Origin of the sequence: Comamonas sp. 17RB (genome assembly GCF_030056555.1) — a bacterium.
GTDB classification, from domain to species: domain Bacteria; phylum Pseudomonadota; class Gammaproteobacteria; order Burkholderiales; family Burkholderiaceae_C; genus Comamonas; species Comamonas terrigena.
This window is the reverse complement of sequence record NZ_JASHHY010000003.1, coordinates 393,322-406,446: the sequence shown is the minus strand read 5'-3', so window position 1 is coordinate 406,446 and position 13,125 is coordinate 393,322. Positions and strand designations below refer to the sequence as shown.

7 protein-coding genes are annotated in these 13,125 nt (G+C 64.5%); 3 read left to right on the top strand and 4 right to left on the bottom strand.

Annotation, left to right across the window (positions count from 1 at the left end; all coding sequences use genetic code 11):
• Positions 1 to 13 precede the first annotated feature (13 nt).
• Together folP and glmM are read left to right on the top strand one after the other, a co-directional pair.
• Positions 14 to 856, top strand: coding sequence for a dihydropteroate synthase (gene folP, locus QM470_RS08145; RefSeq protein ID WP_283338854.1), 843 nt, complete (start codon positions 14 to 16; stop codon positions 854 to 856).
• 35 nt (positions 857 to 891) lie between these two features.
• The gene (gene glmM / locus QM470_RS08140) at positions 892 to 2,226 is read left to right on the top strand and encodes a phosphoglucosamine mutase (RefSeq protein WP_283338853.1); all 1,335 of its coding nucleotides are present in this window, start codon (positions 892 to 894) and stop codon (positions 2,224 to 2,226) included.
• A gap of 87 nt (positions 2,227 to 2,313) precedes the next feature.
• Here glmM and QM470_RS08135 read toward each other — a convergent pair whose 3' ends face one another.
• The 3 genes from QM470_RS08135 to QM470_RS08125 form a co-directional block, all read right to left on the bottom strand.
• Complete coding sequence (locus QM470_RS08135; RefSeq protein ID WP_192332970.1) at positions 2,314 to 4,548, bottom strand: sensor domain-containing protein; 2,235 nt, start codon at positions 4,546 to 4,548, stop codon at positions 2,314 to 2,316.
• A gap of 184 nt (positions 4,549 to 4,732) precedes the next feature.
• Complete coding sequence (locus tag QM470_RS08130) at positions 4,733 to 7,690, bottom strand: bifunctional diguanylate cyclase/phosphodiesterase (protein ID WP_283338852.1); 2,958 nt, start codon at positions 7,688 to 7,690, stop codon at positions 4,733 to 4,735.
• A 221-nt stretch (positions 7,691 to 7,911) separates the two neighbouring features.
• A complete protein-coding gene (locus QM470_RS08125; protein ID WP_283338851.1) occupies positions 7,912 to 8,850 on the bottom strand; it encodes a Ppx/GppA phosphatase family protein in 939 nt (312 codons plus the stop codon).
• Positions 8,851 to 9,117: 267 nt separating this feature from the next.
• Here QM470_RS08125 and ppk1 point away from each other — a divergent pair, with 267 nt between their 5' ends.
• The gene (gene ppk1 / locus QM470_RS08120; protein WP_502846819.1) at positions 9,118 to 11,259 is read left to right on the top strand and encodes a polyphosphate kinase 1; all 2,142 of its coding nucleotides are present in this window, start codon (positions 9,118 to 9,120) and stop codon (positions 11,257 to 11,259) included.
• A 262-nt stretch (positions 11,260 to 11,521) separates the two neighbouring features.
• Here ppk1 and QM470_RS08115 read toward each other — a convergent pair whose 3' ends face one another.
• The gene (locus QM470_RS08115; protein ID WP_283338849.1) at positions 11,522 to 12,997 is read right to left on the bottom strand and encodes a Ppx/GppA phosphatase family protein; all 1,476 of its coding nucleotides are present in this window, start codon (positions 12,995 to 12,997) and stop codon (positions 11,522 to 11,524) included.
• Between the last annotated feature and the right edge of the window lie 128 nt (positions 12,998 to 13,125).

Genomic DNA, 13,125 nt, shown 5'->3' with positions numbered 1-13,125 from the left:
CCAAGGACGGGCGATGAATACATGCTGGCAGGTGACGCGCTTTGACATTGATCTGCGCCGACCGCGCGTCATGGGCATTGTGAATGTGACACCGGATTCCTTTTCGGACGGTGGGCGGCATGGCGGTACCAGTGCGGCCATGGCACATGCAGAAAGGCTGCTGAAAGAGGGGGCCGATATCCTGGACATCGGTGGCGAATCGACACGCCCCGGAAGTCCGGCGGTGCCCCTGGACGAAGAGCTGGCGCGGGTGCTGCCAGTGGTCAAGGAAGCGGTGCGCCTGCAGGTGCCGGTGTCTGTGGACACCTACAAGCCAGAGGTGATGCAGGCGGTGCTGGATGCCGGCGCCGACATCATCAATGACATATGGGCTTTGCGCCAAGCAGGTGCCCGGGAGATCATTGCGGCGCATCCGCGCAGTGGCGTGTGCCTGATGCACATGCACCAGACACCGCAGACCATGCACCTGGAGCACATGCAAGCCGATCCCATTGCTCCGGTGCGCCAGTTTCTGGCGGAGCAGGTGGCATGCCTGGAGCAGCTGGGGGTGGCGCGCGAGCGCATCACGCTGGACTACGGTATCGGCTTCGGCAAGAGCGTGGAACAAAACTTTGCACTGCTTGCCAGGCAGCAAGAATTACTGGTCCTAGACTTGCCGCTGCTGGCAGGATGGTCCCGCAAGGGCTCACTGGGAACCGTGACGGGCTTGCCCGTGCATGAGCGCATGGTGCCCAGTGTGACGGCTGCCGTGCTGGCGGTGGAGCGTGGTGCACGTGTCGTGCGTGTGCACGATGTGGCGGATACGGTGGCGGCATTGAAGATCTGGAATGCCATGCATGCACACGATGCTGCGTGAGCAGCGGGTAGAGCCATAAAAAGAGGAGGAGCGCCATGGCGCGTCAATATTTTGGTACCGATGGAATCCGGGGCACGGTCGGCAAGGCGCCGATCACGGCCGATTTCGCATTGCGCCTGGCGCATGCGGTGGGCCGCGTGCTCAAGCGGACGCAAGACCGTCCGACGGTGCTGATTGGCAAGGACACCCGTATTTCGGGCTATATGCTGGAAGCCGCGATGGAAGCCGGTTTCAATGCGGCAGGAGTGGACGTCATTCTGCTGGGACCGCTGCCCACGCCCGGCGTGGCTTATCTGACGCGGGCACAGCGCGCCAGCCTGGGGGTGGTGATCAGTGCCAGCCACAACCCGTACCCGGACAACGGCATCAAGTTCTTCAGCGCCCAAGGTACAAAGCTGCCCGATGCCTGGGAAGAAGAAGTGGAGGCCTTGATCGATGCCGAGCCTTCGTGGGTCGATTCGCGCAATCTCGGCAAGACACGCCGGCTCAACGATGCGGCAGGCCGCTATATCGAATTCTGCAAGAGCACGTTTGCCAACGATCTGAGCCTGCGTGGTCTCAAGATCGTGGTGGATGCCGCCCACGGCGCGGCCTACCAGATTGCACCGCAGGTGTTCCATGAGCTGGGCGCCGATGTGGTGGCCATCGGCTGCCAGCCGGATGGGCTGAACATCAACGACGGTGTCGGGGCCACGTATCCGCAGGCATTGGCCGAGGCTGTCCGCGCCCACCATGCGGACTACGGTATTGCCCTGGATGGCGATGCCGACCGTCTGCAGATGGTGGATGCGCAAGGGCGCATCTTCAATGGCGATGAGGTGCTGTTCCTGATGGTGCAGGACCGTTTGCGACGCAGCGAACCGGTGGGCGGTGTGGTGGGCACCCTGATGACCAATATGGCGGTGGAAAAAGCCCTGGAAAGCCAGGGCGTGCCCATGGTGCGCGCCAAGGTAGGCGACCGCTATGTGCTGGAGGAACTGCAGCAGCGCCAATGGATTCTGGGTGGAGAGGGATCGGGACATCTGCTGGCCCTGGACAAGCACACCACCGGCGATGGCTTGGTGAGTGCGCTGCAGGTGCTGCAGGCTTGTGCACGCAGTGGCAAGACCATGGCAGCGCTGCTGGATGGGTTGACGCTGTATCCCCAGGTCATGGTGAACGTGCGCCTGCAGCCAGGCCAGGATTGGAAGTCCAACACGGCATTGGCACAGGCGCAGACCGAGGCCGAGAAGGAGCTGGGCCATTACGGGCGGGTGGTGATCCGTGCCAGTGGCACGGAACCGCTGCTGCGCGTGATGGTGGAGGCGCAGGATGCTGCGCTGGCCCACCGCCTGGCGCAAGGCCTGGCGGATGCTGCGCATGCGGGATGACTGTACGCCTGAGGGCGTGAGGCGATGGCGCCACCCTCCATGAAAAAACGGGGCCCTGTAAGGGCCCCGTTTTTTGTGTGCAGAGATTCAGTGAGACTGTGCGTAGCTGCGGAAGAAGTGTTCGAAGTCTCCTGCCTGCAGCGGGCGGCTGAAGTGGTAGCCCTGGGCCTCGTCGCAGCCTTGCTGTTGCAGAAACTCCAGTTGCGCCTGCGTCTCTACGCCTTCGGCCGTGGTTTGCATGCCCAGGGCCTGCGCCATGCGGATGATGGCGCTGACAATGGCGCGGTCATTGCTGTCGTGGTCAATGTCGCGGATGAACGACTGGTCGATCTTGAGCTTGTAAATCTGGAACCGTTTGAGCTGGCTGAGTGACGAGTATCCGGTGCCAAAGTCATCCATGGACAGCCGGATGCCGTGGGAGTTCAGACGGTCCATCGTGGCCGTGGCCGTGCGGGGATCCTGGACGGCGACACCTTCGGTCAGCTCCAGCTCCAGCAGGTCGGGTGAAATGCCGGACTCGGTCAGGATGCGGCTGACCATTTCAGGCAGCTGGGGCTGGTGGAATTGAATTGCCGACAGATTGACGGCCACCTTGATGTTGCCCAGTCCCTGTTGGTTCCATTGTTTGAGCTGTTCTACGGCGGTTTTCAGCACCCATTCACCGATCTGCAGGATCTGCCCGCTGTCTTCGGCCACTGGAATGAATTCCGCCGGGGAAATGGAGCCCAGTTCAGGGTGGTGCCAGCGCAGCAGCGCTTCTGCGCTGCGAATGGAGCCGGTGCGCAGGCACACCTGGGGCTGGTAATGCAGCTGGAACTGCTTGCGCTCCAACGCCCGGCGCAAGGCATTCTCCAGCTGCAGTGCCCGCAAGGACTTGGCGCGCATCTCCGGGGTGAAGAAGCGGTAGGTGTTGCGGCCATCCAGCTTGGCGTGGTACATGGCCACATCGGCCGCCTGGGTCAGGGCATCGAATTCCGTGCCGTCCTGCGGGTGCAAGGCGATGCCCATGGAGGGCGCAATGGTCAGCTCATGGTGCTCGATCTGGTAGGGGCGCTGCGATGCCTCCTGCAGCTTGGCTGCCACGCGGGCGGCCCCCTGGGCGTTGGCGCCGGGCAGCAGCAGCACGAATTCGTCTCCCCCCAGACGCGCCACGGTGTCACGCTCGCGCACGATGGAGCGCAGGCGCTTGCCGATTTCCACCAGCAGGGCATCGCCGACCTTGTGGCCCAGCGAATCGTTCACATGCTTGAAGTGGTCCAGGTCCAGGAAGATCACGGCCAGCGGCGTGCTGTTTTCGGTGGCGGTCTGGATGGCACCGGCACTGCGCTGGGCCAGTAGTGTGCGGTTGGGCAGGCCGGTGAGCGGGTCGTAGTGCGCCAGCCAGTAAATGCGCTCCTGGTCCTGCAAGCGGTCCTGCACTTCACGGTGCAGGTCGGCCACTGTGGAACTCAGCTCCAGGGTGCGTTCGCGCACCTGCTGCTCCAGCTGGTTCTGTACCTGTGCCAGATGCTGCTGCGCCAGCTTGCGGTCGGTGATGTCTTCGATGATCCAGACGCTGCCTTGCGAAAGATCGGAGGCATCCAGCAGCTTGCAACGCATCTCGCACTCAAGCACGGAGCCGTCCTTGCGCTGCAGGGCGACTTCGGCCTCGAAGCGCAGGCCGTTCAACAGCACGCTCTGGCTTTTGTGCTGCAACTGCTCCCATGCCTGGGTGCTGGGGATGAAACTGGTGGGGTCGATGTTCTGCAGCTCGCCAGGGTCGTAACCCAGCATCTGTTCCAGATGGGGGTTGCAGCGGGTGATCTTGCCTTTGCGGAAGAACGCAATGCCAATGGCCGCGTGGTCGAACAGCAGCTGCTTTTCCCGCAAGGCATTGCCCAGCAGCGACTGCGAGCGCTTTTGCTCGTCGATGTCGTCGATGATCCAGATGGAGCCTTCGCGCGTGTCGTCCGGGTTGATCAGGCGTCCGGTGAGTGCACCCCAGAAAAGCCGCCCGTTCTTGCGGCGCATGAGGCGTTCGGTTTTGAAGACTTCACCGCGCGACAGCGTGGGGTAGGCGGTACGCCCCAGTTCGCGAAATTCGGTGCGGGTCGGGTGGAAGTTGGCACTGCTGATGCCTTCCATGTCCTGTGGATGCAGATAGCCGAAGATTTCCGCGTAGCGCCGGTTGCAGCGCACGACCACGCGCTGGCGGATGAAGACGATGCCGACATCGGCGCTTTCCAGCAGCGTCTGGTGTTCCCGCAGCAGGCGTTGAACGGCATTCGACTCCGCACTTTCAAGGGGCAAGGCGTGCGAAGGCGCATTCAGCAGAGTGGACATGTGTGCGGAAGACACAAAAAGGGAAGCGACCCTGACCCGTCATGCGGGCAGGGGAGGTAAATGTGTACTTATGTTACACGCGCGCGTCACGCGCGGCGGTGTTACCCGTCGGGATGTTTGTCGGTTTGCACACTCGCTTGACTGCGCACAAAAAATACGCAAGTCCACTTTGCCTGGCGCTTTTTCAGGACGCCGGCGTGCAGGCCAGCAGCAGGGCTTCAAATTGCGGCGCGGGCAGCGGGCGGCTGAACAGATAGCCTTGCACAAAATTGCAGCCCTGTGCCTGCAGGAAATCCAGCTGTGCTTCGCTTTCCACCCCTTCGGCCAGGGTGTCCATGCCGAGCGCCTTGGCGATATGGATGATGGCCACAATGATGGCCCGATCGTTGGCGTCCTGCTCCAGGTCGCGCACAAAGGACTGGTCGATCTTGAGCTTGTGGATCTGAAAACGCTTGAGGTAGCTGAGCGAGGAGTATCCGGTGCCGAAGTCGTCCAGCGCAATGCGCACGCCCTGGCGATTGAGCCTGTCCAGCATGGCAATGGCGGCGGCCGGGTCGTCGACTGCGGCACTTTCGGTCAGCTCCAGCATCAGATGCTGCGCCGGCAACCGGGCATGGGCCAGATTGCGTGCCACCTGCTCGGGCAGGTGGTGATGCTGGAACTGCAGCGGTGACAGATTCACGGACACGGTGCGCAGCGTGATCCCCATGTCCAGCCAGCGGCGCATGTCCTGTGCCGCTGTGCGCATCACCCAGTCGCCGATGCCGATGATGAGGCCGGTGCTTTCCGCAATGGGAATGAACTCGGCGGGTGACACCTGGCCCAGTTCAGGGTGGTACCAGCGGATCAGCGCTTCCGCCCCGATCACGGCCTTGGTGTGGGTATCCAGCTGGGGCTGGTAGTGCAGCGCGAACTGCTCCCGCTCCAGTGCGCGGCGCAGGGCATTGGCAATGTGCAGCGTGCGGGCGCTGCGCGCTTCCAGCTCGGCCGTGAAGAAGCTGTAGCGGTTGCGGCCGGATTGCTTGGCTCGGTACATGGCTGCATCGGCACGCTGGTAGAGGGTGTCGAAGCCATCGCCGTCCACGGGATAGGTGGCGATGCCGATCGACAGCGAGATGGTGAGCTCATGCCCATCGATCTGAAAAGGGGCTGCAGTGCTGTCCAGCAGCTTTTGCGCCAGGGCCTCCACATCGGCCATCTGCCGGCCGTAGACCAGTACCACGAATTCGTCACCGCCCATGCGCGCCACCGTGTCCTGGGGGCGCAATTGCAGTTGCAGCCGCCGGGCCAGGGCCACCAGGACACGGTCGCCGACACGGTGGCCCAGTGAGTCGTTGATGTTCTTGAAATGGTCCAGGTCCAGAAACAGCAAGGCGGCGCAGCCTTCGGCGGTGCGCTGGTTCTGGATGGCTTGCGTGACACGTTCGGACAGCAGACTGCGGTTGGGCAGGCCGGTGAGGGCATCGAAATGCGCCAGGTGGCGTATGCGTTCCTGGTCCCGGCGCTGCTGCGTGATGTCGCGGAACAGGGTGATGCAGTGCGTCAGCCGGCCTTGCTCGTCGCGCAAGGCCGTGATGGTCCGGTACTGCTGGTAAGGGGTACCGTTGCGGTGCATGCCTTGGGTTTCGCCTTCCCATTGGCCGGTGCGCTGCACGAGCAGGTAGGGCTCGGCAGGCAGCTCGCTGGGTGCGCCGGATTGCGCCATGTCCAGGCTGGCCAGCTGGCCAATGGCTTCGGGTGCACCGAATCCACTCAGGCGGCAGTAGGCCGGGTTGATCTGGACAATGCGGTGCATGGCATCCGAAATGACAATGGCTTCGCTGCTTTGGCGAAACACCTGGGAGGTCAGGTAGAGCTCCTGCTCGGCTTGCACCCGTTCGGTCACATCGCGCGACAGCACCATGAAGTGCGCTTCGGAGGCAAATGCCGGGCTTTTGCGGGCCACCGATAGCTCGAACCATTTGCTGTGCCCATCGCGGGTCGGAACTTGCAGCCTGAAACCGCTGGCCCAGCCCGAGGTTTCGGCGATCTGCAAGGCGTTGAAGACGATGCGGCTGTCTTTCTCGGGCAGAAATTCGGTGAAGCGCTTGCCAATCAAAGCCTCCCGGGGGGCTGCCAGCATGTCGGGGCGCGGGCTGTGCACACTGATGTAGTGGCCTTCGCGATCCAGTTCCATCAGCACATCGGGGATGGCGTCGATGGTGGCGCGCAGCTGGCGCTGGGCGTCCTGGAGCTGCTGGGTGCGCTGGTTCACCATCTGCTCCAGATTGGCCTCGTGTGCTTTCAGGTGCAGCAGCAGCTTGGTCAAGGCGCCGACCAAGGAAGCAAACAACAGGCCTGCCAGGGCCCGCATCAGCAAGGTGGTAGGGTTGAGCCAGCCGCTGCGCGGCATGACGCTGAGCATCCACTCGCTGTTGGGCAATTCGATGCGCTGGTGGACGGTCGCGGCCGACAGGGTGGTGCCGGCCGCCTGGATGATCTGCGGGGTGTCGCTGCCCGGGGGGACGCGCCAGAGCACATAGTCGTAGCCGCGTGCGTTCAGGCGCTCCAGGCGCGCTGTTTTCAGGACCGATTCCAGGCGCAGGGTGACATTGGTGAAGCCCCAGAATTTGCCGGCCTCCAGAAACACCGGCATGCGTCCCACGATACCGGTGCCGCCCTGCGCCAGGGGCATGGGGCCGGCCAGGGTCAGCTGGTTGCTGTCGCGTGCCCGTTCGGCTTCGTGCTGCTGCTGGGGGGAGTTCAACTGGTTGAAGCCCAGCGCACCCTCGTTGCCCACCAGGGGCACCACGACCTGGATCACCCCGTTGGGCGCCAGGGACATGGCGCTGACTTCCGGGTACATCACGATCAGGTGGCGGGCCGTCTCTTCAAACGCCTGGATGGATCCGTGGGTCTGTGCCACAGCGGCGGCCAGGGCTTTGTTGGCGGCCAGGGCCTGGCCGATGCCACGTTCCAGATAGCGCGCGTGGTCGGTCGCGACATCGTTGGCCAGGGCGCGGGCCTGCTGCTGATCCTGGCGTTCAAGATGCCAGATCAGTGCAGTTGACAGCAGCAAGCCCAGCGTGAACACCAGCCACGCAACCGTGTTGGTGCGTGCAGCGTTCAGCAGCAGGGGGGCAGATGTGGAAGGTTCGGCCACAGTGGTCTCTTTCCCGAAGCATTATCACGGTGAGGGCCAGGATGGCAAGTCGCTGCAGCAACGCCTGTCCTGCCGCGGCTGGACTTGCGGTGTGGTGCAGGGTCAGGGGTACAGAGGCTGCGATGGTTCGGATCAACGCAGCTGATTCTGCGCATCAGGTGCCAATGGCATGCAGTGATCTGCCCGGAATGGGCTGCACATGGACCAGGTCAAGGTGTTCTTCAGCCATTCTGCGGGCCGGCCTGTGCCAGGCTGACCAGCAGCCCGTGCCGCAGTGCCCCCTGGGCCATGCGCATCTGCCGCAGCCCCAGCAATTCGAACACTGCACACATCACGCTGATGCCGCCACCGATGACCGGTAGCAGCTCGGGGCGCAGTCCTTGCAGGCTGGCCAGGTGGCGCACATGGCCCCAGGACTGCAGTTGGTCGCGCAGCGCCCACAGTGCCTCGCGGCTGATGCTGCCCGGTGTATGGCCCTGGGCCGTCAGCACCTTGCTGATGGCGCCCGCCGTGCCGGAGGCACCGTATACCTGCGCGCTGGATGCCGTGGCCAGCTGGTCGGCCAGGAGGCGTGCCGGGGCCAGCACGGACAGCGCTGCCTCGCGTGCCTGGGCAAAGGCGGGGGCAGACAGCGTGCCATCGGGAAAGAAGGCCTGTGCCCAGCCCACGCTGCCCAAGGGGTAGGAGCTGGCGTGTCGCAGCGCGTTGCCCCGGCCCCAGCCCAGCTCGGTGGAGCGGCCTCCGATGTCCACTACCAGCCGGGGATGGTGGTCGTCGGGCAGGAACAAGGCTACGCCCTGGTAGATCAGCTGCGCTTCCTGCTCACCGGTGATGACCTCCACGGGGCATTGCACAATGGATGCGGTGCGGTCCAGAAAGATCTGGCGGTTGGTGGCTTCGCGCAGGGTCTGGGTGGCCACCACCTTGCGCAGCGCGGGTGGCACATGGGCTATCAGTTGGGCGTAGCGCAGCAGACAGTCCCAGCCGCGCTCCATGGCTTCGGGTTGCAGGCGGCCGTCGGCATCCAGGGCGCCTCCCAGGCGGATGGTTTCCTTGCGATGTAACTGCAGGCGGATATGGCCATGTTCCAAGCGCGCGGTCTCCAGCAGAATGCTGTTGGAGCCGATGTCGATTGCGGCCAGCGCGCTTCCCTCTTTCATGTGCATGTGCCCCCAAGCCAAGCCGCGCAGATTACCACCGAAGCCTGTGTCAGCCCTGACAGAACGACCAAAGTCCCAGTGCCTGCAGCGGCCGCACGGCGAGGTACCGGGGCGGTATGGCAGAGTGTGTCATGCCGTTGTCACGGGTTTGTCACATTGACCGCCAATACTGGATGCTTCTCCACTCGGGTTTCTTGTATGCATGCCGCTTCCACCGCCTTCGATGACAACGCGATGACAGAAGAAGCTGTTGTCAGCGATGTCCCCATGCGTGGGAGTGCAGACGTGGTGGTGGCAGCGCTGGAGCTGGGTGCGACGCCCACCCCCAGTGCGCCCGTGGAAACGGTGACCCTGTTGCCCGTGCCGGCGCCGCCAGTGCTGCCGCTGCTGGACCGGGACCTGTGCATTCTGGCGTTCAACGAACGCGTGCTGGCCTGGGCCATACGCGACGATGTGCCGCTGCTGGAGCGGCTGCGGTTCCTGACCATCGTCTCCTCCAATCTGGACGAGTTCTTCGAGGTGCGTGCCGCCCCACAGGTGACGGCCATGCGTGCGGCCATCGAGCAGGGGGCGGCCATGCCGGCACCGTTGCAGGCCCTGGCCGACCATTCCCATGCCCTGGTGACGCAGCAGTACCGGATCTACAACGAAGAGATCAGCCCGGCCTTCGGGCGTGTCGGCATTCGCGTGGTGGCCAATCGCGACCGCACGGCGGCCCAGCGGGAATGGGTGCACAGCTATTTCGCCAAGGAGGTGCAGCCGCTGCTGGTGCCGGTCGGGCTGGATCCGGCCCATCCTTTTCCCAAGGTGGCCAACAAGACGCTGAACTTCATCGTGCGGCTACAGGGCAATGATGCCTTCGGTCGCCACAATGATGTGGCCATTTTGCGTGTGCCGCGTGCGCTGCCGCGCCTGGTGGCCATGCCGGCCAAGGTCACGGAAGGCAAGCGCCTGTTCGTCAGTCTGACCAGCATCGTGCGTGCCCATCTGAAGGACCTGTTTCCCGGCCGCAAGGTGCAGGAGTTTTCGCAGTTCCGCGTCACGCGCCACTCCGATCTCTCGGTGGATGAGGAGGATGTGCCGGACCTGCGGACCGCGTTGCGCCAGGGCCTGCACCATCGGCATTACGGCATGGCCGTGCGGCTGGAGGTGGACTTTGGCTGCTCCGACACGCTGGCGCAGATGCTGCTCACCCAGTTCTCGCTGCCGCCGCAGGTGCTGTTCCGCGTCAAGGGGCCGGTGAATCTGGGGCGGCTGGCGCAACTGATCGAGCTGGTGGATGCGCCGCAACTGCTGTTCCCCGCCTGGCGCCCGGTGTGGCCGCGCCAGCTGGCGCAAGGCAGCTCCATCATGGCGCAGATGCGCCAGCGCGATGTGCTGATGCACCAGCCGTTCGAGAGCTTTGATGGCGTGCTGGCGCTGCTGCGCGAGGCCGTGAACGACCCGCAGGTGCTGGTGATCAAGCAGACCATCTACCGCACCGGTGCCGATTCCGAGCTGATGCGGCTGCTGGCCGAGGCGGTGCGCCGCGGCAAGGAGGTCATGGCGGTGGTGGAGCTCAAGGCCCGCTTTGACGAGGAAGCCAACATCAACTGGGCAGAGTCTCTGGAGGATGTGGGCGCCCAGGTGGTCTATGGCGTGGTGGGACTCAAGACCCACGCCAAGATGCTGCTGGTGACGCGACGCGAAGGTCGGCGCCTGCGGCGCTACGGCCATCTGTCCACCGGCAACTACAACATGCGCACGGCGCGACTGTATACCGATCTCGGCTATCTGACCTGTGATGCCGGCACCACGGCCGATATGGATGCCGTATTCAGCCATCTGGCCAACCAGAACCACATGCCCCAGCTGCAGCGCCTGGTGATGGCGCCGTTTGCCCTGCATGACCGTCTGCTGGCGCTGACAGGCAAGGCGGCCGATGCCGCGCGCCAGGGCAAGCCGGCGCGCATTGTGGTGAAGATGAATGCGCTGACAGATGAAGCCCTGATACGCGGCCTGATGGCGGCCGGGCAGGCCGGGGTGCAGATCGATCTGATTGTGCGCGGGGCCTGCATGCTGCCGCCGCAGGTGGCCGGGCAGACCGACAACATCCGCGTGCGATCGGTGATCGGCCGCTTTCTGGAACACACCCGCGTCTTCTACTTTGCCTGGGGTGTGCACGAGCATGTCTACCTGTCCAGCGCCGACTGGATGAGCCGCAACATGCTGCGGCGTGTGGAGCTGGCCTGGCCGGTGACGGATGCGGTGCTGCGCCAGCAGATCATCGACGAATGCCTGGTGGCCTATCTGCACGATGACGGGGATGCCTGGAGCCAGCAGCCCGATGGCCGCTATCTGCCGCCCCCGCATCCCCAGACCGGCCTGGGCGCACAGCAGGCACTGATGCAGCGTTACGCGGCAGGCTGACGCCGGCTGCGGCCTCGCGCCGTCATACTTGGCCTCTGTCGCAGGGGGGGGCGCGCACGGGGGTGGAATGCGGACCGGCCGCTCGTGCATGCACGCATGCACGAGCGAATGGTGGGTGACATTGCCGTGTGCGGCTGTGCTGCCTTGCCTGGGCGCCGCCCGGGAGGCATTCCCAGCAGTCCTGGCCATTGCCGGTGCGTATGCAGCGCACTCCCGCAACGGCCGTGCAGCCATTGTCAGGCAGCCGGCACGGTGTCGGCGTTCAGTCCAGCAGGAGTTGCAGTTTCCACGGCGTCCTGGACCAGGCTTCCGCCTCTTCCGCCAGCAGATGGGCGGATTGAGGAAACTGCTGCGACCAGTGGGCCGGCGCACGCAGGGTGAAGCTGGCACCGCGGCGCAGCAACTGCATGCCCTGCAATTGGGGGGCCTGGCGGGCGTGGCACAGGATCACGGCCAGGCGCAGGGCCAGCAGTTCCATGGCACCGGGAGCCTGGCTGATGAAGTCTTCCACCTTCTTGAGCTTGCCGCGGTGGCCCAGCACCAGCAGGGCCAGGTGCAGCAACTCGTCCTCGGCAAAGCCTTTGGCGCCGCTGTACTGCAGGATGTAGGCGCTGTGGCGGTGGTAGTCGCTGCGGTTGATGCGCTGGCCCACCTCGTGCAGCAGGCCGGCCCATTCCAGCAGGTGGTGCTGCGGCTGGGTGCTGCCGGTCATCTCGCGCCACAGGTGCTGGGCGGTGTCGGCCACATGGCGCCCATGGGCGGTTTCCACGGCAAAGCGGTTGGCCAGGGCCTGCACGCTGGCAGTGCGCAGGTCGCCCGTGGGCAGGTCGGCATCGATCAGGTCATGCAGCACGCCCTGGCGCAGTGCGCCCTGGGCAATCTGCATGGAGTCAATGCCCAGCAGGTCGAAGGCCGCACGCATGATGCTGATGCCGCCGGCCAGCATGGGGCGGCGGTCTTCGCGCATGCCTTCCAGCCGGATGCGGTCCACCGTCTGGGCACGCAACAGCTGCTGCAGCAGCCAGTCCAGGCCGTCGCGATCGATCACGCCCTGGCTGCGGCCATTGGCAATCAGGACCTCGCCGACGGCATTGGCCGTACCTGCCGAGGCATAGGCACAGTCCCAGCTGCCGGGTCGGAAGGTGTCCAGCGCCTCGTCCAGCACGGCGCGGGCGGCCAGTTCCGCATTGGCAAAGGCTTCTGCGGTCAGCACGCCCTGGGGGAAGTAGCGCATGGACCAGGCCACGCTGCCAATGCGGTAGGACGCCAGGGCTTCGGCCTGCACGCCATGGCCCAGCACGAATTCGGTGGATCGGCCGCCAATGTCCATCACCAGGCGCCGTTCATCGCTCATCGGCAGCTGGCTGACCACACCGCGGTAGATCAGGCGTGCTTCGTCTTCACCGCTGATGACATCAATGGGAAAGCCCAGCAGTTCGCTGCCGCGCTGCACAAAAGCCTCACGGTTGCGGGCTTCGCGCAATGTCTGTGTGGCCACCGCACGCACACGCTGGGGGTCGAAGCCGCGCAGGCGCTCGCCAAACCTTGCCAGACAGGCCCAGCCGCGTTCCATGGCTTCCGGTGACAGGTTGCGCTCGTCATCCAGCCCATTGCCCTGGCGCACGGTTTCCTTGAGGTATTCGACCCGCTGGATCTGCAGGTGCTCATAGCTGCCAATTTCCAGCCGGAAACTGTTGGAGCCCAGGTCGATGGCGGCGAGTGTCGTGGCGTGTGGCATGAAGCGAAAAACAGGTACGGGCGAAAAGGGGACAAGCTTAGCAGCGTCGCTGACGCGGAGATGACATCCGCGCGAAAGCCTATGGTGCTTCCTTGACAGAAGCGCAGAGGGCGCACGCTACGCCGACT

Coding starts and splice junctions, on each gene's coding strand:
- glmM (WP_283338853.1), top strand. CDS start 892: ATGGCGCGTCAATATTTTGGTACCGATGGAATCCGGGGCACGGTCGGC.
- QM470_RS08125 (WP_283338851.1), bottom strand. CDS start 8,850: ATGAAAGAGGGAAGCGCGCTGGCCGCAATCGACATCGGCTCCAACAGC.
- QM470_RS08115 (WP_283338849.1), bottom strand. CDS start 12,997: ATGCCACACGCCACGACACTCGCCGCCATCGACCTGGGCTCCAACAGT.
- QM470_RS08135 (WP_192332970.1), bottom strand. CDS start 4,548: ATGTCCACTCTGCTGAATGCGCCTTCGCACGCCTTGCCCCTTGAAAGT.
- ppk1 (WP_502846819.1), top strand. CDS start 9,118: ATGCGTGGGAGTGCAGACGTGGTGGTGGCAGCGCTGGAGCTGGGTGCG.
- folP (WP_283338854.1), top strand. CDS start 14: ATGAATACATGCTGGCAGGTGACGCGCTTTGACATTGATCTGCGCCGA.